The sequence below is a fragment of the Luteimonas terrae genome, from assembly GCF_004358165.1.
GTDB classification, from domain to species: Bacteria; Pseudomonadota; Gammaproteobacteria; order Xanthomonadales; family Xanthomonadaceae; genus Luteimonas; species Luteimonas terrae.
In genome coordinates, this window is the sequence record NZ_SMTG01000002.1 from 227,057 (window position 1) to 250,863 (window position 23,807).

At 68.5% G+C, this 23,807-nt stretch carries 23 protein-coding genes and 1 tRNA gene; 21 read left to right on the forward strand and 3 right to left on the reverse strand.

The features are described from left to right. Window positions 1-4: 4 nt before the first annotated feature. Window positions 5-790, forward strand: coding sequence for a tRNA pseudouridine(38-40) synthase TruA (gene truA / locus E2F49_RS01165; RefSeq protein WP_133392271.1), 786 nt, complete (start codon window positions 5-7; stop codon window positions 788-790). A gap of 35 nt (window positions 791-825) precedes the next feature. On the opposite strand, the gene E2F49_RS01170 is transcribed toward truA, so the two are convergent. Continuing rightward, window positions 826-1,725 carry an outer membrane protein gene (locus E2F49_RS01170; protein ID WP_133392272.1) on the reverse strand — a complete coding sequence of 300 codons (900 nt, stop codon included), beginning with the start codon at window positions 1,723-1,725 and terminating at the stop codon, window positions 826-828. A gap of 126 nt (window positions 1,726-1,851) precedes the next feature. On the opposite strand from E2F49_RS01170, the gene E2F49_RS01175 reads away from it, so the two are divergent. Continuing rightward, window positions 1,852-2,478 carry a phosphoribosylanthranilate isomerase gene (locus E2F49_RS01175; protein ID WP_133392273.1) on the forward strand — a complete coding sequence of 209 codons (627 nt, stop codon included), beginning with the start codon at window positions 1,852-1,854 and terminating at the stop codon, window positions 2,476-2,478. 92 nt (window positions 2,479-2,570) lie between these two features. Here the strand turns inward: E2F49_RS01175 and E2F49_RS01180 are convergent, their stop codons facing one another. Beyond that, window positions 2,571-3,455: a LysR family transcriptional regulator gene (locus E2F49_RS01180; protein WP_133392274.1), complete on the reverse strand. Its 885-nt coding sequence runs from the start codon at window positions 3,453-3,455 to the stop codon at window positions 2,571-2,573. Window positions 3,456-3,551: 96 nt separating this feature from the next. On the opposite strand from E2F49_RS01180, the gene trpB reads away from it, so the two are divergent. The 5 genes from trpB to E2F49_RS01205 all read left to right on the forward strand — a co-directional run bounded on the left by trpB (window position 3,552) and on the right by E2F49_RS01205 (window position 9,143). After that, entirely contained in the window at window positions 3,552-4,769 is a 1,218-nt protein-coding gene (gene trpB / locus E2F49_RS01185) for a tryptophan synthase subunit beta (RefSeq protein WP_133392275.1), read from the forward strand. 35 nt (window positions 4,770-4,804) lie between these two features. Beyond that, window positions 4,805-5,617, forward strand: a complete 813-nt coding sequence (gene trpA, locus E2F49_RS01190) for a tryptophan synthase subunit alpha (protein WP_208004776.1) — start codon at window positions 4,805-4,807, stop codon at window positions 5,615-5,617. 343 nt (window positions 5,618-5,960) lie between these two features. Continuing rightward, window positions 5,961-6,842 (forward strand): acetyl-CoA carboxylase, carboxyltransferase subunit beta, encoded by an 882-nt coding sequence (gene accD / locus E2F49_RS01195; protein ID WP_133392277.1) that lies wholly within the window; start codon window positions 5,961-5,963, stop codon window positions 6,840-6,842. Then, window positions 6,839-8,188 carry a phosphoglucosamine mutase gene (gene glmM / locus E2F49_RS01200; RefSeq protein WP_133392278.1) on the forward strand — a complete coding sequence of 450 codons (1,350 nt, stop codon included), beginning with the start codon at window positions 6,839-6,841 and terminating at the stop codon, window positions 8,186-8,188. Before accD ends, glmM begins: the two co-directional genes overlap by 4 nt. Before the next feature lie 16 nt (window positions 8,189-8,204). After that, the gene (locus E2F49_RS01205) at window positions 8,205-9,143 is read left to right on the forward strand and encodes an isopenicillin N synthase family dioxygenase (RefSeq protein ID WP_133392279.1); all 939 of its coding nucleotides are present in this window, start codon (window positions 8,205-8,207) and stop codon (window positions 9,141-9,143) included. Window positions 9,144-9,243: 100 nt separating this feature from the next. Here E2F49_RS01205 and E2F49_RS16280 read toward each other — a convergent pair whose 3' ends face one another. Beyond that, window positions 9,244-9,954, reverse strand: a complete 711-nt coding sequence (locus E2F49_RS16280; protein WP_165971085.1) for a DUF481 domain-containing protein — start codon at window positions 9,952-9,954, stop codon at window positions 9,244-9,246. Window positions 9,955-10,194: 240 nt separating this feature from the next. On the opposite strand from E2F49_RS16280, the gene E2F49_RS16285 reads away from it, so the two are divergent. From E2F49_RS16285 to nuoI, 14 genes are all read left to right on the forward strand, one after another. Next, entirely contained in the window at window positions 10,195-10,890 is a 696-nt protein-coding gene (locus E2F49_RS16285) for a carboxypeptidase regulatory-like domain-containing protein (RefSeq protein WP_165971086.1), read from the forward strand. After that, window positions 10,880-13,264 (forward strand): putative bifunctional diguanylate cyclase/phosphodiesterase, encoded by a 2,385-nt coding sequence (locus E2F49_RS01215; protein ID WP_165971087.1) that lies wholly within the window; start codon window positions 10,880-10,882, stop codon window positions 13,262-13,264. The genes E2F49_RS16285 and E2F49_RS01215 overlap by 11 nt, the downstream gene beginning before the upstream one ends. Before the next feature lie 73 nt (window positions 13,265-13,337). Continuing rightward, complete coding sequence (tpiA, locus tag E2F49_RS01220; RefSeq protein WP_133392282.1) at window positions 13,338-14,084, forward strand: triose-phosphate isomerase; 747 nt, start codon at window positions 13,338-13,340, stop codon at window positions 14,082-14,084. Between the two features lie 58 nt (window positions 14,085-14,142). Next, a complete protein-coding gene (secG, locus tag E2F49_RS01225) occupies window positions 14,143-14,607 on the forward strand; it encodes a preprotein translocase subunit SecG (RefSeq protein WP_133392283.1) in 465 nt (154 codons plus the stop codon). Window positions 14,608-14,671: 64 nt separating this feature from the next. After that, window positions 14,672-14,756, forward strand: a tRNA-Leu gene (locus tag E2F49_RS01230). A 346-nt stretch (window positions 14,757-15,102) separates the two neighbouring features. Next, window positions 15,103-15,459 (forward strand): NADH-quinone oxidoreductase subunit A, encoded by a 357-nt coding sequence (locus E2F49_RS01235; RefSeq protein WP_055247241.1) that lies wholly within the window; start codon window positions 15,103-15,105, stop codon window positions 15,457-15,459. Beyond that, entirely contained in the window at window positions 15,450-16,028 is a 579-nt protein-coding gene (locus E2F49_RS01240) for a NuoB/complex I 20 kDa subunit family protein (protein WP_133392284.1), read from the forward strand. Before E2F49_RS01235 ends, E2F49_RS01240 begins: the two co-directional genes overlap by 10 nt. After that, window positions 16,021-16,779, forward strand: a complete 759-nt coding sequence (locus E2F49_RS01245; protein ID WP_133392285.1) for an NADH-quinone oxidoreductase subunit C — start codon at window positions 16,021-16,023, stop codon at window positions 16,777-16,779. The genes E2F49_RS01240 and E2F49_RS01245 overlap by 8 nt, the downstream gene beginning before the upstream one ends. A 20-nt stretch (window positions 16,780-16,799) precedes the next feature. After that, window positions 16,800-18,089 carry an NADH-quinone oxidoreductase subunit D gene (locus tag E2F49_RS01250; protein ID WP_133393403.1) on the forward strand — a complete coding sequence of 430 codons (1,290 nt, stop codon included), beginning with the start codon at window positions 16,800-16,802 and terminating at the stop codon, window positions 18,087-18,089. Then, on the forward strand, window positions 18,086-18,613 hold the full coding sequence (nuoE, locus tag E2F49_RS01255) for an NADH-quinone oxidoreductase subunit NuoE (protein ID WP_055247248.1): 528 nt from the start codon (window positions 18,086-18,088) through the stop codon (window positions 18,611-18,613). Before E2F49_RS01250 ends, nuoE begins: the two co-directional genes overlap by 4 nt. Window positions 18,614-18,627: 14 nt before the next feature. Then, window positions 18,628-19,995 (forward strand): NADH-quinone oxidoreductase subunit NuoF, encoded by a 1,368-nt coding sequence (nuoF, locus tag E2F49_RS01260; protein ID WP_055247250.1) that lies wholly within the window; start codon window positions 18,628-18,630, stop codon window positions 19,993-19,995. Beyond that, on the forward strand, window positions 19,992-22,235 hold the full coding sequence (gene nuoG, locus E2F49_RS01265; RefSeq protein ID WP_133392286.1) for an NADH-quinone oxidoreductase subunit NuoG: 2,244 nt from the start codon (window positions 19,992-19,994) through the stop codon (window positions 22,233-22,235). The genes nuoF and nuoG overlap by 4 nt, the downstream gene beginning before the upstream one ends. Further along, window positions 22,232-23,320, forward strand: a complete 1,089-nt coding sequence (gene nuoH / locus E2F49_RS01270) for an NADH-quinone oxidoreductase subunit NuoH (protein WP_133392287.1) — start codon at window positions 22,232-22,234, stop codon at window positions 23,318-23,320. The genes nuoG and nuoH overlap by 4 nt, the downstream gene beginning before the upstream one ends. Further along, window positions 23,317-23,805 (forward strand): NADH-quinone oxidoreductase subunit NuoI, encoded by a 489-nt coding sequence (nuoI, locus tag E2F49_RS01275; protein WP_133392288.1) that lies wholly within the window; start codon window positions 23,317-23,319, stop codon window positions 23,803-23,805. Before nuoH ends, nuoI begins: the two co-directional genes overlap by 4 nt. Window positions 23,806-23,807 lie beyond the last annotated feature (2 nt).

The following is a 23,807-nucleotide window of genomic DNA, read 5'->3' on the forward strand; positions in this document are numbered from 1 at the left end:
CGCGATGCGGTACGCCATCGGCGTCGAGTACGACGGCCATGCGTTTCACGGTTGGCAGCGGCTGAGCAGGCATGGCGAGACCGGTGCGCCGTCGGTGCAGGAAGCGCTCGAGGATGCGTTGTCGAAGATCGCCAGTCATCCGGTGACCACGGTGTGCTCCGGCCGTACCGATGCCGGCGTGCATGCGCAGTGCCAGGTCGTGCATTTCGACAGCGACGCACCACGTGCGCCGCGTGCCTGGGTGCTGGGCACCACGACGCTGCTGCCGCCGCAGGTCGGTGTGCTGTGGTGCCAGCCGGTGGCCGACGGCTTCAATGCGCGCTTCGATGCGCGCGCCCGCCACTATCGCTACCGCATCCTCAACCGCCAGGTGCGGCCCGCGCTGCACCGTCAATACCTGTCCTGGGAGCTGCGCCCGCTCGATGCGGACGCCATGCATCGCGCCGCGCAGGCGCTGCTCGGCGAGCAGGATTTCTCCGCCTTTCGCACCGTGCAGTGCCAGGCCAAGCACCCGCGCCGCGACCTGCAGCGCATCCGCGTGCGCCGCGACGGCGACGAGGTCATCGTCGAAGTTCAGGCCAATGCCTTCCTGCATCACATGGTGCGCAACATCGTCGGCTCGCTGCTGGAAGTCGGCGCGGGCGCGCAGCCGGAAGCGTGGATCGGTGAACTGCTGGCGGGGCGTGATCGCAACCTCGCCGGGCCGACCGCGCCTGCGGCGGGTCTCGTGTTCCTGGGGCCGTTGTATCCGCCTGAGTGGAATCTGCCGGCGGCGGTGACGCTGCGCTGAGATCCGGGCGCGCGATGCGCCCGGATCCGTCTGGATCAGAAGCGGGCTTCGAGGCCGAGTGTGACGAGGTCGGCGCGGTTGACTTCGGTACCGCAGGACGTGCTCCAGCGACTGCTGTAGCAATAGCTGCTGGCATAGGCGTGCAGCGTGTAGGCCAGCGTCAGATTCACGTGGCGATTGAAATCCACGCCCAGGCCGAAACCTGCGTAGGCACCGTCCACGGTGTCGTCGTTACCCGCATCTGCGCGCCAATAGCCAAGGCGCGCCATCGCGAACATCGGGCCTTGACCGAACTGGAAGCGCGCGTTCGCGCCGAGGCTGGCGTAATCGGTGTCGGCGAGGCGATAGCCGCGATCCGTCGTGCCGTCGATCCGACCGGCAACCCCTTCGATGCCGACCTGCACGACCGGGCCGGCCTGCCAGCGATAGCCGGCGCTGATCGCCCTGGCGTCCTGGCGGAGGTCATCGACGATCCAGGCCTGGCCGGCCTGCGCCGCGACGAAGAACGCGCCGCGCGGGGCTGCATCGTCGGACGCGTCGTAGACGGATTGCGCGGCCGGCGCGGCGCGGGCCGCGGTGTCGACGACGGGCAGGGCGGCAGGCTGGGCGGCGGTGGCCTCCGTCAGGACGACGTCCTCTTCGGTCTGCGCGACCGGTGCGGCCTTGTCCGACTGCTGGCCTGCGCGATAGGCGTCCCAGGCGGGCGACACGCTTTGCGCGTGAACCGGAAGTGCCGCGACGGCGGCGATGAAGAGCAGAGCGCGTGCGAATTGCATGGTGTTCCCCTGTGGGCCAGGCGCGGCCGTGCCACCACGGGCGGACGTGGGCGGCATCGGACACGCTGCGTGCCGGCCGCGCGTCGAGATGACGCGGACCTCCAGATCGGGGCGATCGTGCGAATGGTTCCACCGAAGGACGGCGCGGATCGCGGTCATGGCCGCGCATCCTGTCCACCTGTCGTCGTTCCCTGACGGCACCCCCTGCCGGCGGCGCGTAGCCTGTGCATCGCGCGATGCGGTGTCAAGCGCGCGAGAACGGACGCAGGACGCTAGGCTGGGCGCATGACGACGACGCGCATCAAGTTCTGCGGACTCACGCGCTCCGAAGATGTGGCCGAGGCGGTCGCGCTCGGTGTCGACTGCATCGGATTCGTGTTCGCGAAGCGCAGTCCGCGCCATCTCACGCTCGACGTTGCGCAGGGCCTGCGCGATGCGGTGCCGGCACGGGTGCGGCTGGTCGCGCTGATGATGGACAACCCGGCGGAGGAGGTCGCGGCGATTGTCTCGGCGCTGCGTCCGGACGTGCTGCAGTTTCACGGCGCGGAAGACGACGCGTTCTGCCGCGGCTTCGGCCTGCCGTACTGGAAGGCGATCGCGATGGGCGGTGATCCCGCGTCGGCCCTGCGGACGCTCGGCCGGTGGCCGGGCGCAGATGCGTTCCTGTTCGACGGCCATGCCGCGGGCGCGCAGGGTGGTAGTGGGGAACGCTTCGACTGGACCGCGCTGCCCGCGACGCTGGATCGGCCGTTCTGGCTCGCCGGTGGACTCGATGCCGGCAACGTGGCGCAGGCCATCGCGGTCGCGCGCCCGGCGGGCGTGGATGTGTCGAGCGGCATCGAAACGGCGCCGGGACTCAAGGATCACGCGCGGATGCGGGCGTTCGTCGACGCGGCGCGCGGCGCGGGCTGATCGAGCCGGCTGTGGCAGCGCGCTTGCGCGCGATTGCCCCGGTCTCCTGACCCCGCGGCCGCGTTAGCGCGCAAGCGCGCGGCCACACCTGCTCAGGCCAGTTCGCGTGCAAGCCAGTCCGCCAGCGCATCGATGCCGGCATCGGCACGGTCGCGCGGCGTTGCCAGTACCCAGTGCGCATCGGTCTCGACGAAGTCCCATGGCGCGAGCAGGCGCCCCGCTGCGAGATCGTCCACCACCAGTTCCTGCGGCGCGATGGCGACGCCGAGTCCGGCCACCGCAGCCTCCAGCAGGAAGTAGAGATGGTCGAAGCCGGTGCCGAGCACCTGCGGTGGCGCTGCCGCGTGTGCGGTCGCCCAGGCGGGCCAGGCCTGCGGGCGCGAGCCGGTATGCAGCAGCGGCTCGCGCAGCAGCGCCTCGGGCGACAGGCCGGCAAGCCGCGTCGCGTCCGCAGTTCGCGGGCTCAGCACGGGGCCGATGCGTTCCGGCGCCAGCATGCGCACTCGCCACGATGCCGGCCACGGCGCCTGGCCGATCAGCAGCGCGGCGTCGAACCCGTCCAGCGATGCCGGGAACGCGCCTTCGTGTGGGGACAGATGCAGTCTGAGATCCGGCAGCGCCCCGGTCAGCCGCGGCAGGCGCGGAATCATCCAGCGGGCGAGCAGGCTGCCTGGGCAGCCGAGCACGCGGGCGGGCGCGGCGCCCGCACGGCGGATCGTCGCGGCGGCCCCCTGCAGCCGGGCGAAGGCATCCCCGGCGGCGTCGCGCATCCGCTCGCCCGCGGGCGTCAGTCGCAGGCCGCGACCTGCGCGCACGAACAGCGGCGTGGCGAGCGCGTCCTCCAGCAGTCGGACCTGGCGGCTGATCGCGCCATGGGTCACGTGCAGGGCCTCGGCCGCGCGACTGACGCTGCCGAGGCGCGCAGCGGCCTCGAAGGCGCGGATGGCGTTGAGCGGCGGCAGGTCGGTGTCGGCCATATGTGAGTTTTACTGACGTACTGGTCAGATCTTATCGATGTTGGCGGTCGAATGCGTGCGATAGAGTGCAGGTCAGCTCACACCGTTGACCGCCCGATGTCGCAGTCCCTGATCACCGATTTCCACGCCTTCCCGGATGCCGACGGCCATTTCGGCCGCTACGGCGGGCGTTTCGTCGCCGAGACCCTGATGGGCCCGATCGCCGAACTCGCGGCGGCCTACGACACCGCGAAAGCCGATCCCGCGTTCCAGCAGGCCTTCGACAAGGACCTGGCGCACTACGTCGGCCGGCCGAGCCCGATCTATCACGCCGAGCGCCTCAGCGAGGCCGTCGGCGGCGCGCGCATCCTGCTCAAGCGCGAGGACCTGAACCACACCGGCGCGCACAAGATCAACAACACCATCGGCCAGGCGCTGCTCGCCAGCCGCATGGGCAAGACCCGGATCATCGCCGAGACCGGCGCCGGCCAGCATGGCGTGGCGAGTGCGACCGTCGCCGCGCGGCTGGGCCTGGAGTGCGTGGTCTACATGGGCGCGACCGACATCGAGCGGCAGAAGATCAACGTCTACCGCATGCGCCTGCTGGGCGCGCAGGTGGTGCCGGTGACCTCGGGCTCGGCGACGCTCAAGGACGCGCTCAACGAAGCGATGCGCGACTGGGTGACCAACATCGCCGACACCTTCTACATCATCGGGACCGTCGCCGGGCCCGACCCGTACCCGCGCATGGTCCGCGACTTCAACGCCATCGTCGGCCGCGAGGCGCGCGAGCAGATGCTGGCCGAGTACGGCCGTCTGCCCGACGCGATCACCGCGTGCGTCGGCGGCGGCAGCAATGCGATCGGCCTGTTCCATGCCTTCCTCAACGATCGCGACGTGCGCATTGTCGGCGCCGAGGCGGCGGGCGACGGCATCGACACGGGCCGGCATGCGGCGTCGATCGCGGCGGGGCGTCCCGGCGTGCTGCACGGCAACCGCACCTACGTGATCTGCGACGACGACGGCCAGATCACCGAGACGCATTCGGTCTCCGCCGGCCTCGACTACCCGGGCGTCGGTCCCGAGCATTCGTTCCTCGCCGACGCCGGCCGCGCCGAGTACGTCGGCATCACCGACGACGAAGCCCTGGCGGCGTTCCACCAGCTCGCCAGGACCGAAGGCATCCTCGCCGCGCTCGAATCCAGCCACGCGATCGCGCAGGCGATCAAGCTCGCCCGCGAGCTGCCCAAGGACGCGATCGTGCTGGCGAATCTGTCCGGTCGTGGCGACAAGGACGTGCACACGATCGCCGGCCGCGAGGGACTCGTGCTGTGATGGCCGCGCCTGTCGCGACTGCGGAATCCACTGGCTTGAAGCGCGCCCGCATCGATGCACGGTTTGACGCGCTTCGGGCAAGCGGCCGCAAGGCCCTGATCCCGTTCTTCACCGCCGGCGATCCATCGCTTGAATCGACGGTGCCGGTGATGCACGCGCTGGTGAGTGCCGGCGCCGATGTCATCGAGCTCGGTGTGCCGTTCTCCGATCCGATGGCCGACGGTCCCACGATCCAGCGCAGCTCCGAGCGTGCGCTGGGGCGGGGCGCGGGGATGACGTTCGTGCTGGATGCGGTGCGCACCTTCCGCGAGACCGACACGGAGACGCCCGTCGTGCTGATGGGCTATCTCAACCCGATCGACATCCGCGGCGCCGGCACGTTCGCGGCCCAGGCCGCGGCGGCCGGCGTCGATGGCGTGCTGCTGGTCGACCTGCCGCCGGAAGAGGCCGCCGAGTTCCGCGTCGCGTTCGACAACGCGGGCCTGGCACTCGTGCTGCTGGCGTCGCCGACCACGACCGATGCGCGCATCGACGCGCTGTGCCGCGAGGCGCATGGCTATCTCTATTACGTCAGTTTCGCGGGCGTCACCGGCGCGTCCGATCGTCTCGATACCGCGCAGGCGTCGGCCCGCCTGCGGGCGATCCGCGCCGCCAGCCGCGCGCCGGTCGTGGCCGGCTTCGGCATCCGCGATGCTGCGAGCGCCGCGGCGATGGCGGTCGACGCCGATGGCGTGGTCGTCGGCAGCGCGCTGGTCGCCGCGCTCGATGGTGCGACCGACGCGGATGAGGCCGTCGCCCGCGCGAAGGCCTTTCTGGCACCGCTGCGCGAGGCGCTCGACGCGCGCTGAGTGCAGCTCCGGATCGGCGTCGCGCTTGAAGCCCTCCCCCGCGGGCGGGGGAGGGTTGGGTGGGGGCGAAGTGTCCGGTCGAGAGGTCGCACGGACGCGGGTAAAGGCTGAGTCCTCAGCCTGTAGTCCGTCACGGCGTCCGCACGCTGGCTGTTTGCCCCCATCCCAGCCTTGGACCCGTAAAGGGCCCAATGCCCCGCGAGCGGGGGAAGGCGCAAATTCCTCCCCAGGTCGATGGCAAACGCCTCGCGAGCCCGTACGGCCCCCGCCGGAGGCCGTACAGCCCGTCGGTTACACTTCCGCGCTTCACGGCCCGGTACGGGTCGTCGGTTAGAGAGACGCCATGTCCTGGTTGCAGAAGATCATGCCGCCCCGCATCCGCACCGATGCGCCCGCGGCCAAGAAGCGCAGCGTTCCCGAGGGTCTGTGGGAGAAATGCGAGCGCTGCAGCACCGTGCTCTACGGGCCGGAGCTGGAAGAGAATCTCGAGGTCTGCCCGAAGTGCGCCTTCCACCGCCCGATCCGCGCGCGTGCGCGCCTGAAGGCGTTCCTGGATGCCGGCAGCCTGCAGGAAATCGCGGCCGACCTCGGCCCGACCGACATCCTGAAGTTCAAGGATCAGAAGAAGTACGCCGACCGCATCAAGGCCGCGCAGCGCGCCACCGGCGAGCGCGACACCGTGATCGCGATGCAGGGCACGCTGCTGCAGCGCCCGATCGTCGCGGCCGCGATGGACTTCGCCTACATGGGCGGTTCGATGGGCTCGGTCGGTGGCGAGAAGTTCGCCCGCGCCGCCGAGCAGGCGCTGGCGCTGCAGGTGCCGCTGGTGTGCTTCTCCGCGAGCGGCGGCATGCGCATGCAGGAAAGCATGTTCTCGCTGATGCAGATGGCCAAGACCTCGGCTGCGCTGGCGCGGCTGCGCGAGGCCGGCATTCCGTATATCTCGGTGCTGACCAATCCGACCTTCGGCGGCACGTCCGCCTCGTTCGCGATGCTCGGCGACATCAACATGGCCGAGCCCGAGGCGATCATCGGCTTCGCGGGTCCGCGCGTGATCGAGCAGACCGTGCGCGAAACGCTGCCCGAAGGATTCCAGACCTCGGAATTCCTGCTCGAGCACGGCGCGATCGACCAGATCTGCGACCGCCGCGAGATGCGCGTGCGCATCGCCCACCTGCTGGCCCTGCTGACGAAGCAGGATGCGCCCGCCGAGGCCGCTGCGTGAGCCGGAAGTACTTCGGTACCGACGGCATCCGCGGCCGCGTCGGCGAAGGTTCGATCTCGGCCGACTTCGTGCTGCGCCTGGGCAACGCCTACGGCCATTCGCTGCGTACGCGCGGCGGCGACTGGCGTCGCCCGCAGGTGCTGATCGGCAAGGACACGCGCATCTCGAACTACATGTTCGAGGCCGCGCTGGAAGCGGGACTGGTCGCGGCGGGTGTCGACGTGCAGCTGATGGGCCCGATGCCCACGCCCGCGGTCGCGCACCTGACGCGCTCGCTCGGCGCCGACGGCGGCATCGTCATTTCCGCCTCGCACAACCCGCACCACGACAACGGCATCAAGTTCTTCAGCGCGCAGGGCGAGAAGCTCGACGACGCGACCGAGCTGGCGATCGAAGCCGCGCTCGACCAGCCGTTCCGCACCGTGGCCTCCGAGAAGCTCGGCAAGGCCGTGCGCACGCGCGATGCGGTCGGCCGCTACGTCGAAGCCTGCAAGGCGTCGGTGCCGCGCGGCTTCGATCTCGACGGCATGCGCATCGTCGTCGACTGCGCGAACGGCGCGACCTACCAGGTCGGCCCGATCGTGCTGCGCGAACTCGGCGCCCAGGTCGAGGTGATCGGCGCCGAGCCCAACGGCGTCAACATCAACGCCGGCGTCGGCTCCACGCATCCCGAATTTCTCAGCGAGCGCGTCAGCCGCAGCGGCGCGAATCTCGGCATCGCCTTCGACGGCGACGGCGACCGCGTGTTGTTCGTCGATGCCAACGGCACCGTGCGCGATGGCGACGACCTCCTGTACGTGCTCGCGCGCGACTGGCAGCAGTCGGGCCGCCTGCAGGGGCCGGTGGTCGGCACGCTGATGAGCAACTACGGCCTGGAGCGTGCGTTCGGCGATGCCGGCATCGGCTTCCAGCGCGCCAAGGTCGGCGACCGCTACGTGCACCAGATGCTGCTCGAGCACGACGGCAACCTCGGTGGCGAAACCTCCGGCCACCTGCTGTGCCTGGACCGGGCGACGACCGGCGACGGCATCATCAGCGCGCTGCAGGTGCTCGAGGTGCTGCGTCGTCGTGGCATCTCGCTGCAGGAGGCGCTGCACGGCCTGGCCAAGGTGCCGCAGCAGACCGTCAACGTGCGTTACGAGGGTGCCTCGAAGCCGGTCGAAGCGCCGGCCGTGCAGGCCGCGCTCGCGCAAGCGCAGGCCGCCGTGCGGGGCCGCGGCCGCGCCTTCCTGCGCCCGTCCGGCACCGAGCCGGTCGTGCGCGTGACGGTGGAAGCCGACGACGCCACGCTGATGCAGAACACACTCGATTCCCTGGCCGGCGCCGTGCGCGCGGCCGCTGCCTGAACCCAAGGATCCCGCCATGAGCGCACGTATCCCGACCCTCGACATCCGCCGCTTCGACACCGACCGCGACGCCTTCGTCGCCGAACTCGGCGCCGCCTATCGCGAATGGGGCTTTGCCGGCATCAATGGCCACGGCATTCCGCAGGCGCAGATCGACGGCGCCTACGACGTGTTCAAGGCGTTCTTCGCCCTGCCCGAGGACGTCAAGAAGCGCTACCACGTGGCCGGCGGGGGCGGCGCGCGCGGCTATACCGCGTTCGGCGTGGAGACCGCGAAGGGCGCGCAGCACTTCGATCTCAAGGAGTTCTGGCACATCGGCCGCGAGATTCCCGACGATTCGAAGTATCGCGAGGTCATGCCGCCGAATCTGTGGCCGAGCGAAGTGCCGGGCTTCCGCGAGCACGGCTACGGGCTGTACCAGACGCTCGATGCGCTGGGTTCGAAGGTGCTGTCGGCGCTGGCGCTGCACATCGGCCTGCCGGAGGACTATTTCGTCGACAAGACCGACTACGGCAACTCGATCCTGCGTCCGATCCATTACCCGCCGATCACCGCCGACGACATTCCCAATGTCCGCGCCGGCGCGCATGAGGACATCAACCTGATCACGCTGCTGGTCGGCGCGAGCGCGGCCGGTCTCGAAGTGAAGTCCCGCGATGGCGAGTGGGTGCCCTTCACCTCCGACGCCGACACGATCGTCGTCAACATCGGCGACATGCTGCAGCGCCTGACCAACCACGTGTATCCGTCCACGACGCACCGCGTGACCAATCCGCCGGGCGAGCAGGCGCGCAAGCCGCGCTATTCGGTGCCGTTCTTCCTGCACCCGAATCCGGACTTCGTGATCGACGTGCTGCCCTCGACGGTGACGGCCGACAACCCGAGCCGCTACCCCGAGCCGATCACCGCGCAGGGGTATCTCGAAGAGCGGCTGCGCGAGATCAAGCTGAAGTGAGCGCGTGAGCCCTCAGTTGGAGCAGCGTGAGTCGAAGCTGCGTCAGTAAAGTAAAACGGCGCCCTGGGGCGCCGTTCTTCGTGAGGGCGTCAGTGGCGCTTCAGAATCCGTAGACGACGTTGACCGTGGTCAGGCGGTCGGTGCGCTCGCGGTCGGGCGCGACGTCGGTGTTGTGGCGGATTTCGAAACCGGCTTTCAGCGCCAGCGCGTCGGTCATCTTGACCTGCACGCCGAACTCGTTGCGCACGAAGGTGTTGTCGCCGCCCGATTCGATCAGCAGCGTGTCGTAGAGCTGCGTGGTCTGGGTGAGCTGGTGGCTGAAATCCATGAAGGCACGCGCGATCGCCTCGTTGTTGTGCACGCGTACGTCCTGCTCTTTCGACCAGCGGTAACCGGGGCCGATCTCGAACACCAGCTTCGTCTCCTCGGACATGAGCGCCTCGAAGCCGTAACCGCCGGCGATCGTGGTCTGGTATTCGTCGCTGCTGAAGTGGTCGCGCTGGTTGCGGCCGGAGCCGAAGACGTAGTGGCGTTCGGCGAAGCGGTAGCCGCTGGATCCGAACAGTTCGTACCGGCGCGCGTTCTCCAGGCCGTCACTGGTGCCGTAGAGGAACGAGGCGAGGACCGCATGCTTCCAGGTGTCGTCCTCGCGCGCAAGCTTGAGCTTGCCGACCACAGTCTCGCTGTCGGCATTGCCTTTCGAGATCGCCACGCCCAGTTCGCCGGTCCCGTGCCAGCCGTCTTCGGCGGCGAAGGTGGTGGCGGAGGCGAGGGTGCTGCAGGCAAAAAGGGTGAGAACGGAACAACGCATGGGATCTCCAGCAGAACGCGCAGAACGCGGAAACAAGAACACCGGCCATCGCCGGTGTGCGTCCATTTTGCGATCTTGCGGCGCGGTGTTGAACCCGCAGGTGCCGTTTGCGGCATTCGACGACCGTGGACATCCGCGCGCATGCGCACGGCACGAGGCGATTTGAGTGGCACGCACTGGACGGTTCTGTTGGAATGTCCCGGCGCGCCCGCGTGCGGTGGCGCAAGGGGAGTCTGGGGAATGATCGCGTGGAACGGGCGACCCGGCCGGGTCGGACTGTGGGTCCTGTGCGCGCTCGCGTTCTGTGCAATGGACGGCGCGGCAGCGGCGTGGACGGTCGAAGTGGAAGGCGTGCCGGACGGCACGGCACTCGACGGTGCGGTGGTGAGCCTGCATTCGCCGGCCGCCAGCGCAGCCGTGCGCGCGGGACATGCGGACGTGGCGCTGTCGGGTGACGGTTTTTCGCCGCGGGTATTGCCGGTCGTGGCCGGCAGCACGGTGCGCTTCTCCAGTGACGACCGGCGCCGTCACGCGCTGTATGCCTTTTCGCCCGCGCGTCCGTTCTCGTTTCCGCTGCACGACGGCGCGGCCGCGCATGCGTTGCAGTTCGACACATCCGGGGTGGTCGAGTACGGCTGCGCGATCCACGAATCGATGATCGGCTACGTGGTGGTGCTCGACACCCCGTACTTCGCGAAGACCGACGCCCGTGGCCGCGCGCGGCTCGATGCGCCGGCTGGCGACTACACCCTGCAGGTCTGGCACGAGCGCCAGCCGCAGGGACAGGCGCCGTTGGCGCGGGCCGTGCACGTCGAAGCGGGCGCGGTGACACGCGTCGATCTGCCGGTGCGACCGCTGCGCAAGGCGGCACCGGCGCACGAAACGCGGTTGCGGACCATGCGCGAGCGCTACCGGAGCTTCCAGCGTGGCGGATGATGCGCCACTGGCGCGTCGCGGCCTGGGGTTCCGGGGTCGCATCGTGCTGGGCTTCGTGCTGTTGCTGATCGGCGTGCAGGTCTCCACGCTGACGATCGTCGACATGGCCGGCAATCGTGCGGTGCGCGAACAGCTGGCCGACCAGCTGCGCGTGAGCGAGCGGGTCTGGGTGCAGCTTGCCGACGCCAGCGCCGAGCGCCTGCACGAATCGGCCACTGTGCTCGCCGGCGACTTCGCGTTCCGCGCCGCCGTTGCCACCGGCGACCACGCGACCGCGCAGGCCGCGCTGCTCAATCACGGCCTGCGCATCGACACCGACATCGCGCTGCTGCTGGCGACCGACGGCCAGGTGCAGCTGTCGATCGGCCCGGAGGACGATCTGCAGGCCGCGACCGCGATGGCGCCCCTGCTGGCCGAGGCCGATGCCGCGCAGGACGGGCAGGCGACCGGCGTGGCGTTGCTCGATGCGCAACCTTTCCTGATGGCCGTTGTCCCGGTGCTGGCGCCGCGTCGCGTGGCCTGGGCCGCGATCGGCGTGCACTACGGCGAGGCCCTGGCCCGCCGCTACCGCGCGATCATCGGCATGGATGTCGCCTTCGTCGAATCCGACGGCGGTCGCGTCCGCGTGCTCGCGTCCACGTTGCCGGATGCGCAGACGCTGGCGCTGCGCACCAGTCGCGAGGTCGCGCAGGCGATGGACGGCGCCGATCTCGACCTCGTCCTCGACGGCCGTCATTACGCCACGCATGTCTTCCACGCCGCGGCGATGTCGGGACGCCAGGTGCAGGTGATGCTGCTGGCCGATCTGGACGAGGCGCTGGCGCCGTACAGCGCCTTGCGCACGCAGATCGCATGGCTGGCGGGGCTGGCCGCGCTGATCGCGTTCGTCAGCGCGGTGCTGGTGGGGCAGGGCATCGCACGCCCGGTCGCGCGACTGGCCGATGCCGCGCGGCGCATCGGCTCGGGCGACTACGCCAAGGCCCTCCCGGTCCGCGGTCGCGACGAGCTCGCCGATCTGGCCCGCGCGTTCAATGCGATGCAGCGCGAGATCGGTCAGCGCGAGGCGCGCATCCGGTTCCAGTCCACGCACGACGAACTGACCGGACTGCCCAACCGCAGCCATGCGCTGGGCGTGCTGGCACGCAAGATCGAGCGCGCCCGCGAGCATGGCCGCGACTGCGCGGTCCTGATCCTCGACATCGCACGCTTCAAGGAGATCAACGACACGCTCGGCCACGCCTACGGCGATGCGGTGCTGAGCGTGGTCGCCGACCGTCTGCGCGCGGCGGTGCGGGGCGACGATCTGCTGGCGCGGCTGGGCGGCGACGAATTCCTGGTGCTGCTCGACGCCGCCGGCCATGCCGTCGCCAGCGAGCGTGCCGGCGCGCTGGCGCGGCTGCTGGAGACGCCGTTCCGCCTGGAAGGCGGCGATGTGGAACTCGAAGCCCATGTGGGCGTGGCCGTGTTTCCCGATCACGCCGACGACGCGGCGACCCTGCTGCGCCGCGCCGACATCGCCAAGGACGAAGCCAAGCAGCAGCATCTGCGCGTGCTGGCCTACCGCGCCGGCGACGACGAGCACCACCTGCGCCAGGTGCGCCTGATGGGCCTGCTGCGGCACGCGCTGGAACTGCAGGAATTCCGCCTGGTGTTCCAGCCCAAGCTGCATCTGGTCACGCGCCGGGTCGCCCACGTCGAGGCGTTGCTGCGCTGGTCGACGCCGAGTTACGGCGAGGTCTCGCCGGACGAGTTCATTCCGCTGGCCGAGCGCTCGGGCCTGATCCGCGCGATCACCCGCCACGTCATCGACGCATCGCTCTGCCAGGCGCGACCGTGGATCGAGGCCGGCCTCGTCGAAGGGGTCGCGGTGAACCTCTCGCCGATGGATCTGGTGGATCCGGGGCTGCCCGCGCACGTCGGCGACCTGCTGCGCGCGCATGGCGTCGCGCCGGCCAGTCTGGTGCTGGAGGTCACCGAGCACACGGTCATGCGCGACGTCGAAGCCGCGCGCGACACCATGCATGCGCTGCGTGCGCAGGGCGTGCGCCTGTCGATCGACGACTTCGGCACCGGGCATTCCTCGCTGGCCCAGCTGCGCGGCCTGCCGGTCGACGAAATCAAGATCGACAAGAGCTTCGTCGCCGACCTCGGTGCGGGCAGCGGCGACTCGGTGATCGTGCGCTCGGCAATCGAGATCGGCCACAACATGGGGCTGACGGTCGTGGCCGAGGGCGTGGAAACGCCCGAAAACCTGGCGATTCTCGAGGCGCTGGGCTGCGACATGGTGCAGGGCTATCTGTTCGCGCCGCCGCTGGCGCCGGCCGCACTGGTCGAGTGGTGCGCGCGCCGCCGGAGCCGCGCCGTGGAGGCCTGACACTGCGCGCGTGCGCGGCGGCCGGCCGACCCTTCGGCTATGCTCTTGCGCCTTTCGTCACATGGAGTCCGACATGCGCCGCAGGATCGTCGCCGGCAACTGGAAGCTGCACGGCAGCCGCACGTTCGCCACGGAGCTGGTCACTGGCATCGTCGAGGGTCTGCCGGGCGGCGTCGAGGCGATCGTGCTGCCACCGTCGCCGTACCTGGCGCTGCTGGCGCAGGGCGCACCTGCGGGCATCGCGGTCGGCGCCCAGGACATCAGCGCACACGAGAAGGGCGCCTATACCGGCGAGGTCGCGGCGGCGATGGTCGCCGACGTCGGTGCGCGCTACACCCTGGTCGGGCATTCCGAGCGCCGCCAGTACCACGGCGAGGACGATGCGCTGGTCGCGGCCAAGTTCGTCGCCGCGCGCGCCGGCGGCCTGGTGCCGATCCTGTGCGTGGGCGAGACCCGCGAGCAGCGCGAGGCCGGGCGCACCGAGGAAGTCATCGCGACCCAGGTGCAGGCCGTGCTGGACGCGGCCGGCGTGGCGGCGTTCGATGGCGCGATCGTCGCCTACGAGCCGGTCTGGGCCATCGGCACCGGCCTGACCGCCAGCCCCGAGCAGGCCCAGGCGGTCCACGCCTTCCTGCGTGGCGTGGTCGCAAAGGAGGATGCTAGAATCGCCGACTCTTTGCCGCTGCTGTATGGCGGCAGCTGCAAGCCCGACAATGCCGCCGCGCTGTTCTCGCAGCCCGACGTCGACGGCGGACTGATCGGCGGCGCCTCGCTGGCGGCCGACGACTTCCTGGCCATCGTCGCCGCGGCCGCGCGCTGAGCGCGGTGGCGATTCCGACACAAAGCCCGCACTGCGGGCGCTCCAGAGCACACACGCAATGCTGCTGACCGTCTTCAACATCCTGTTCGTCATCATCGCCATCGCGATGATCGCGCTGATCCTCATGCAGCGTGGCGCAGGCGCCGCAGCCGGCTCCGGCTTCGGTGGCGGCGCTTCGGCCACCGTGTTCGGTGCCCGCGGCTCGTCCAACTTCCTGTCGAAGGCCACCAAGTGGCTGGCGATCAGCTTCTTCGCCATCACGCTCTTCATGGCCTGGTACGCGATGCACCGCGCCAATCCGAACGCGATGGGCATGGACCTGGGCGTCATGGGCAGCGAAGTGCCGACCGCGCCGGTCGATGGTGCCGCCACGCCGCAGGTCCCGGTTGCGCCCGCCCCGCAGGCGCCCGCCGACGCGACGGTGCCGGCCGCCCCGGCCGCCGAAGGCGCCGTGCCTGCCGCACCGCCGGCAGCGGAAAATTCTTCGCAGGAATCGCCGCAGCAGACTCCCCAGAACGATTGATCGGGGGTACAATGCGCGGCTCGCCGGCGCGGCCACGCAACGGCGGAAGTTTCAGGTCGGTCCTGCCCAGGTGGCGGAATTGGTAGACGCACTACCTTGAGGTGGTAGCGGCTTAGGTCGTGGGGGTTCGAGTCCCCCCTTGGGCACCAACCGGAAATGCGATGCGCCCGACGCATCGGACGAAAGGCCCCGCGAAAGCGGGGCTTTTTCGTATCCATGCCGCAGAATTCTTGCGGCGACCGTGCAGACGCGAATCATTCGCGCGCGGCATTTCACGTGGCGCACGGGATGCCTGCGGAATGCTGCGATCAAGGCATTTGGACGGCGTGGAAATCGTTTACTCGTCAGTTCTGTAACCGGTACAATTGCCGTGATCGGGCGATCGCACTTGAGTGCATCGCCCGGACTTCGTGAAGCACACACTGCTTCGAGAATGCGGCGTCACAGGCGCCGAGCCAAGGCCGCGATTGCGGCCGTAGCCGAGAGAACATCCGAGTGCTGGCCGAATATCTGCCGACCCTGCTGTTCCTGATCGTTGCCACGGGGATCGGCATTGCCTTGCTGATCATTGGCAACCTGCTGGGGCCCAAGCGCCCGACGCTGGAGAAGCTGTCGCCGTACGAGTGCGGATTCGAAGCATTCGAAGACGCGCGCATGCAGTTCGACGTCCGCTATTACCTCATCGCGATCCAGTTCATCGTCTTCGATCTGGAAATCATCTTCATCGTGCCCTGGGCGACCGTGTTCCGCGAACTCGGCATGCTGGGCCTGATCGAGATGGGCATCTTCGCCGGCATGCTGCTGCTCGGCTTCGTCTATGTGTGGAAGAGGGGAGCGCTGGAATGGGAGTGAACCAGACCGTCGCGCGCCTGATGAACAACCCGCTGCCGGAAGGCCGGGTCGACGACATCCTGCGCCCGGAAGGCGAGAACCCGCTGCTCGAGCGCGGTTTCGTCACGACCAGTTCCGATGTGCTGCTCAACTGGGCGCGCACGGGTTCGATGTGGCCGATGACCTTCGGTCTGGCCTGCTGCGCGGTGGAAATGATGCACGCCGGTGCGGCGCGCCTCGACCTCGACCGCTACGGCGTCGTGTTCCGCCCGTCGCCGCGCCAGTCGGACGTGATGATCGTGGCCGGCACGCTGGTCAACAAGATGGCCCCGGCGCTGCGCAAGGTCTACGACCAGATGCCGGACCCGAAGTGGGTCATCTCGATGGGCAGCTGCGCCAACGGCGGCGGCTACTACCACTACTCGTATTCGGTGGTGCGCGGTTGCGACCGCATCGTGCCGGTCGACGTCTACGTGCCGGGCTGCCCGCCGACCGCCGAAGCGCTGGTCTACGGCATCCTGCAGCTGCAGAAGAAGATCCGCCGCGCGACCAATTTCGGCGAGACCAAGACGGGGCTGCGCGATGCGTGAGTCCGCTACCGAATTCGCGGCGCGTCTGCGCGCGCGTTTCCCCGAGGCCGATGTCGCCGTCGCGCTGCCGCGCGGCGAGATCACGCTGACCACGGCCGGTGACTGGCTCGAGGCCGCGCGCGCGTTGCGCGACGAGCTCGGCTTCGAATCGCTGATCGACCTGTGCGGCGTCGACTATCTCGGCCACGGCAGCGACGAGTGGGACACCGATGTCTCCTCGGAAGGCTTCAGCCGTGGCGTCGAAGGCCGTGGTCCCGGCCGCTTCAAGTTCGGTGAAGAGCCGAGCCGCCAGACCTCGCAGCCGCAGAGTGAAGCCGGCATCCCGGTGCCGCAGCGTCGTTTCGCCGCGGTCGCGCAGCTGCTGTCGATCCAGCACAACCAGCGCGTGACGCTGAAGTGCTTCGCGCCGAGCGACGACCTGCCGGTCGTGTCTTCGCTGGTCGGCCTGTGGCCGGTCGCGAACTGGTTCGAGCGCGAGGCCTTCGACCTGTTCGGCGTGATCTTCGAAGGCCACCCGGACCTGCGCCGCATCCTGACCGACTACGGTTTCGTCGGTCATCCGTTCCGCAAGGATTTCCCGTTGATCGGCAACGTCGAAGTGCGTTACGACGCCGAGCGCAAGCGCGTCGTGTACGAGCCCGTGACCTCGGTCGAGCCGCGCGTCGGCGTGCCGCGCGTGATCCGCGAGGATGCCCGCTTCGCGACCGCGAGCGCCGAGCAGATGACCCGTCGTGCGGAGGCCGCCAAGTGAGCGCCGTCCCGACCACCTCGCTGCATGCCAACGCCACGCCCAGCGCGGCCGCGCTCAAGCAGGAAATCCGCAACTACACGTTCAACTTCGGTCCCCAGCATCCGTCCGCGCACGGCGTGCTGCGCCTGATCCTGGAGATGGACGGCGAGACCGTGATGCGCGCCGATCCGCACATCGGCCTGCTGCACCGTGGTACCGAGAAGCTGGCCGAGTCCAAGCCGTTCAACCAGTCGATCGGTTACATGGACCGTCTCGACTACGTGTCGATGATGTGCAACGAGCACGCCTACGTGCGTGCCATCGAGACGCTGATCGGCATCGAGGCACCCGAGCGCGCGCAGTGGATCCGCACGCTGTTCGACGAGATCACCCGCATCCTCAACCACCTGATGTGGGTGGGCTCGAATGCGCTCGATCTCGGCGCGATGGCGGTGATGCTCTACGCGTTCCGCGAGCGCGAAGAGCTGATGGACGTCTACGAGGCGGTCAGTGGCGCGCGCATGCACGCGGCCTACTACCGTCCCGGTGGCGTGTACCGCGACCTGCCCGAGCGCATGCCGCAGTACGCCGAGTCGCGCTGGCGCAAGGGCGAGAAGCTCAAGCGCTTCAACAAGTGGCGCGAAGGCTCGATGCTCGATTACCTCGAAGCGTTCGCGAAGGATTTCCCGCGCCGCGTCGACGAGTACGAGACCCTGCTCACCGACAACCGCATCTGGAAGCAGCGCACCGTCGGCATCGGCGTGATCTCCCCGGAGATGGCCAAGGCTTGGGGCATGACCGGCCCGATGCTGCGTGGCTCGGGCGTCGAGTGGGATCTGCGCAAGACCCAGCCGTATGCCAAGTACGCGGATGTCGATTTCGACATCGCGGTGGGCGTCAACGGCGACTGCTACGACCGCTATCTCGTGCGCGTGTTCGAAATGCGCGAGTCGGCCAGGATCATCCAGCAGTGCGTCAACTGGCTGCGGGCCAACCCGGGCCCGGTCATGCTGGACAACTACAAGGTGTCGCCGCCCTCCCGCGAGGAGATGAAGGACGACATGGAAGCGCTGATCCACCACTTCAAGCTGTTCACCGAGGGCTATTCCGTGCCCGCCGGCGAGACCTACAGCGCAGTGGAAGCCCCCAAGGGCGAGTTCGGCTGCTACCTGGTCTCCGACGGCGCGAACAAGCCGTTCCGCGTGCATCTGCGCGCGCCCGGCTTCGCACACCTCTCGTCGATGGACGCCATCACCAGCGGGCACATGCTGTCCGACGTGGTGGCGATGATCGGCACCTATGACATCGTGTTCGGAGAAGTCGACCGATGAAGGCGACCGGAAATTTCGAGAACGCCCGCAACGTCGACCCGATGGTCGTGCTCAGCGGCGACACGCGCGCGCACATCGACCACTGGCTGACCAAGTTCCCGCCCGACCGCAAGCGTTCGGCGGTGCTCCAGGGCCTGTTCGCGGCGCAGGAGCAGAACGGCGGTTATCTGACCGACGAGCTGATCGCCGGCGTGGCCAAGTATCTGGACCTGCCGCCGGTGTGGGCCTACGAGGTCGCGACGTTCTATTCGATGTTCGAGACCGAGAAGGTCGGCCGCAACAACGTCGCCTTCTGCACCAACATCAGCTGCTGGCTCAACGGCGCCGAGGATCTCGTCGCGCATGCGGAGAAGAAGCTCGGCTGCAAGCTGGGTGAATCCAGCGCCGACGGCCGCGTCTTCCTCAAGCGCGAGGAAGAGTGCGTCGCCGCGTGCTGCGGTGCGCCGGTCGTGGTCATCAACGGTCATTACCACGAGAAGCTCACGCCCGAAGCGGTGGACGAGCTGATCGACGGTCTGAAGTAAGGCATCGCGCGGACATGGCACATCACCATCCCAAGTCTTCCGAAGGTTACGGGCCCGTCGGGCCGGCGCCCAAGGAACACCAGGCGGTCTACACCACGCTGCATTTCGACAAGCCGTGGTCCTACGAGAACTACCTCAAGACGGGTGGTTACAGCGCGCTGCGCAAGATCCTCGAAGAGAAGATCCCGCCGGCCGACGTGATCGAGATGGTCAAGCAGTCGGGCCTGCGCGGCCGCGGCGGCGCGGGCTTCCCGACCGGTCTGAAGTGGAGCTTCATGCCCAAGGGCGAGATGCAGAAGTACATCCTCTGCAATTCGGACGAGTCCGAGCCGGGCACCGCCAAGGACCGCGACATCCTGCGTTACAACCCGCATGCGGTCATCGAGGGCATGGCGATCGCGTGCTACGCGACCGGCTCGACGGTGGCCTACAACTACCTGCGCGGCGAGTTCCACCACGAGCCCTTCGAACATCTGGAAGAGGCCACCGCCGAAGCCTATGCGAACGGCTGGCTGGGCAAGAACATCCTCGGCAGCGGCGTCGACGTCGATCTGTACAACGCGCTCGGCGCGGGCGCCTACATCTGCGGCGAGGAAACCGCGCTGATGGAATCGCTGGAAGGCAAGAAAGGCCAGCCGCGCTTCAAGCCGCCGTTCCCGGCCAACTTCGGCCTCTACGGCAAGCCGACGACGATCAACAACACCGAGACCTACGCCTCGGTGCCGGCCATCGTGCGCAACGGCGCGCAGTGGTTCATGGAGCTGGGCAAGCCCAACAACGGCGGCTGCAAGATCTTCTCGGTCTCCGGTCACGTGGCGAAGCCGGGCAACCACGAGATCCGCCTGGGCACGCCGTTCGCCGAGCTGCTCGAGATGTGCGGCGGCATGCGCGAAGGCCGCACGATCAAGGGCGTGATTCCGGGTGGTTCCTCGATGCCGGTGCTGCCGGGCGAGACCATGATGGGTCTGACGATGGACTACGACGCCCTGCAGAAGGCCGGTTCCGGTCTCGGCTCGGGCGCGGTCATCGTCATGGACGACACCACGTGCATGGTGCGCGCCTGCCAACGCATCGCGCGCTTCTACTACAAGGAAAGCTGCGGCCAGTGCACGCCGTGCCGCGAAGGCACCGGCTGGATGTACCGCATGCTGACCCGCATCGCCACGCACACCGCGACGGTCGAAGACCTGCAGATGCTGCGGGCCGCGGCCGGCCAGATCGAGGGACACACCATCTGCGCCTTCGGTGAAGCGGCCGCATGGCCGGTGCAGGGCTTCCTGCGTCATTTCTGGGACGAGTTCGAGTACGCGATCGTGAACAAGCGCTTCCTCGTCGACGACCAGCGCAACGGCACCGTGGTGCCCAAGGCGGTGGCCGCATGAGCGCACAGCCGGTGAATCCGGACCTGCCGCCCGACCACGTCACCGTCTTCATCGACGGCGTCGAACTGGCCGCGCCCAAGGGCTCGATGATCATCCATGCCGCCGACAAGGCCGGCATTCCGATCCCGCGTTTCTGCTATCACGACAAGCTCGCGATCGCCGCGAACTGCCGCATGTGCCTGGTCGACACCGAAGTCGGCGGCCGCGGTGCGCCCAAGCCGTCACCGGCCTGCGCCACGCCGGTGATGGACGGCCTGAAGGTCTTCACGCGCAACGACAAGGCGCTCAAGGCCCAGCGCAACGTGATGGAGTTCCTGCTGATCAACCATCCGCTCGACTGCCCGATCTGCGATCAGGGCGGCGAGTGCGAGCTGCAGGATCTCTCGCTCGGCTACGGCCGTTCGGTCAGCCGCTTCGCCGAGCGCAAGCGCGTGGTCGCCGACGAGGACCTCGGTCCGCTGGTCGCGACCGAGATGACCCGCTGCATCCAGTGCACGCGCTGCGTGCGCTTCACCGCGGAAATCGCCGGCACCTACGAGCTGGGCGGCATGCAGCGCGGCGAGAACCTGCAGATCGGCACCTACGACGGCAAGCCGCTGACGACCGAACTGTCGGGCAACGTCATCGACGTGTGTCCGGTCGGCGCGCTGACCAACAAGGTGTTCCGTTTCCGTGCGCGTCCGTGGGAACTGATCGCACGCGAATCGCTGGGCGCGCACGACGCGCTGGGCAGCAACCTGTTCCATCACCTGCGCCGTGGCGACGTGATGCGCACCGTGCCGCGCGACAACGAAGCGGTCAACGAGTGCTGGATCTCCGATCGTGACCGTTACTCGCACCAGGGCCTGTCGGCCGACGACCGCGCGGTGCGTCCGCTGGTCAAGGATGGCGGCGAGTGGCGTGAGGCTTCATGGGAAGACGCATTGACCCGCGCGGAAAGCATCCTGCGCGACAACGCCGCCGACCAGCTCGGCGTGCTGGTGCACCCGGCCACCTCGAACGAGGAGGGCGCGCTGCTCGCGCGTCTGGCCGACGCCCTGGGCACCGGCAATCTCGACCACCGCATCGCCCAGCGCGACCTGTCGGATGGCGCCGTCGCCGAAGCCTTCGCGATGCCGGTCGCCGAACTCGACAAGGCCGACGTGGTGCTGCTGGTCGGCTCCAACCTGCGCCACGAAGTGCCGCTGCTGCACCACCGCGTGCGCCAGGCTTGGACCCGTGGTGCCAAGGTCTACGTGGTCAACCCGGTCGATTTCGACTTCACCTTCGACATCGAAGACAAGGCCATCGTCGCGCCGTCGCAGATCGCAGCGACGCTGCAGGTCGCCGAACTCGGTGACGCGCTGCGCGGTGCGAAGCACGCGGCGATCATCGTCGGCGCGCAGGCGGAAGCCAGCGCGCACGCGGCCGATATCCGCAAGGCGGCCGCCGCGCTCGCGTCGAGCACCGGCGCTTCGTTGTGCCGCATTCCGCAGGGTGCGAACGCGCTCGGCCTGACGCGTGCCGGCGTGCTGCCGACCTCGCGCGATGCCAATGCGATGCTCGCCGAGACGCGCGGCGCCTACGTGATCTACGGCATCGAGCCGGGTCTGGATTTCGCCGACCAGGCGAAGGCGCTCAAGGCGCTGGGTGCGGCGCAGGTCGTGGCCTTCAGCCACTTCGCCTGCCAGTCCACGCGTCAGGTCGCCGACGTGATCCTGCCGATCGGCGCGCTCGCGGAGATCGACGCCACGCTGACCAACCTCGAAGGTCGCAGCCAGCAGGCCACCGCCGCCGGCAAGCTGCCGGGTGACGCGCGTGCCGGCTGGCGCGTGCTGCGCGCACTCGGTGGTGCGATGGAACTGGCCGGTTTCGACTTCACCGATCTCGCCGGTCTGCGTGCCGGCCTGCAGGCCAGGGCCGTGCAGGTCGCCGCGTCGAATGCGCCGGTCGTCGACGGTGACGGTCTGGAACTGGCCGTGACCCAGGCGATCTACCGCGTCGACGGCCTGACCCGTCGTGCGGCGGCGCTGCAGTCGCACCCGCTCAACGTCGGTCCGCGCATCGTGCTGCATCCCGACGACGCGTCCGCCAACGGCGTCGCCGACGGCGGCATGGCCAAGGTCGCCAATGCGGTCGGCACCGCGACGCTGCAGGTGGCGGTCGACGACCGTGTCGCGCCGGGCGCGGCATGGGTGGAATCGGGCTATGGCGCCACGGCTGCGCTGGCGGCCGGCAAGGTCAAGGTGGTGGCGGCATGAGTGTCACGAATACCGCAACGCTGCTCGGTGACGTCACCGCGCCGCTGCACGACTGGCTGCTGTCGCTGGGCGCGATCGGTCTGATCCTCTGGACCGTGCTCAAGATCCTCGTGATCGCGATGCCGGTGATCATCGCCGTCGCGTTCTACGTGGTCTGGGAGCGCAAGCTGCTCGGCTGGATGCACCAGCGCCACGGACCGATGTACGTGGGCATGGGCATCTTCCAGGCCTTCGCCGACGTCTTCAAACTGCTGTTCAAGGAAGTCATCCAGCCGACCCGTGCGCAGCGCGTGCTGTTCGTGCTGGCGCCGCTGATCACGCTCGCGCCCGCATTCGCGGCCTGGGCGGTGGTGCCCTTTGATGCGCAGCTGGTGCTCTCGAACGCCAACGCCGGTCTGCTGTACCTGCTGGCGATGACGTCGCTTGGCATCTACGGCATCATCCTCGCCGGCTGGGCGTCGAACTCGAAGTACGCCTTCCTCGGTGCGATGCGCGCCTCGGCGCAGATGATCAGCTACGAAATCGCGATGGGCTTCGCCCTGGTCGGTGTGATGGTCGCCTCGGGCAGCCTCAACCTCAGCGAGATCGTCATGGCACAGGCCGGCGGCAAGGGCCTCTTCAGCTGGTTCTGGCTGCCGCTGCTGCCGCTGTTCGTGATCTATTTTGTGTCCGGCGTGGCCGAGACCAACCGCGCGCCCTTCGACGTCGTCGAAGGCGAGTCGGAAATCGTCGCCGGTCACATGGTCGAGTATTCGGGGTCGGCGTTCGCGCTGTTCTTCCTCGCCGAATACGCGAACATGATCCTGATCAGCTTCCTGACGGCGATCTTCTTCCTCGGTGGCTGGCTCTCGCCGTTCCACGGCCTGGGCATTCCGGTGCTGTCGGTCGACGGCTGGTGGTGGCTGTTCGCGAAGGTGTTCCTGTTCGCCAGCGTCTTCATCTGGTTCCGCGCGTCGTTCCCGCGCTACCGCTACGACCAGATCATGCGCCTGGGCTGGAAGGTGTTCATCCCGATCAGCATCGGCTGGATCGTGGTGACCGCGTTGATGTCGTATTTCGGTGTGATCGGGGCAGGGCAGGCATGAACAAGATCGTTTCCTGGTTCAAGGGCCTGCTGCTGCTGGAACTGCTCTGCGGCATGGCACTGACCTTCCGCTACCTGTTCCGCGACAAGTACACGCTGATGTACCCGATGGAGAAGACGCCGCAGTCGCCGCGGTTCCGCGGTTTGCATGCACTGCGTCGCTACCCCAACGGTGAAGAACGCTGCATCGCCTGCAAGCTCTGCGAAGCGGTGTGCCCGGCGCTGGCGATCACCATCGATTCGGAGCAGCGCGAGGACGGCACCCGCCGCACCACGCGCTACGACATCGACCTGTTCAAGTGCATCTACTGCGGTTTCTGCGAGGAATCGTGCCCGGTCGACTCGATCGTCGAGACGCACCTGCACGAGTACCACTTCGAGAACCGCGGCGAGAACATCGTGACCAAGCCGCAGTTGCTGGCCATCGGCGACCGCCTCGAGTCCGAGATCGCCGAGCGTCGCGCCGCCGACTCCGCGTACAGGTAAGT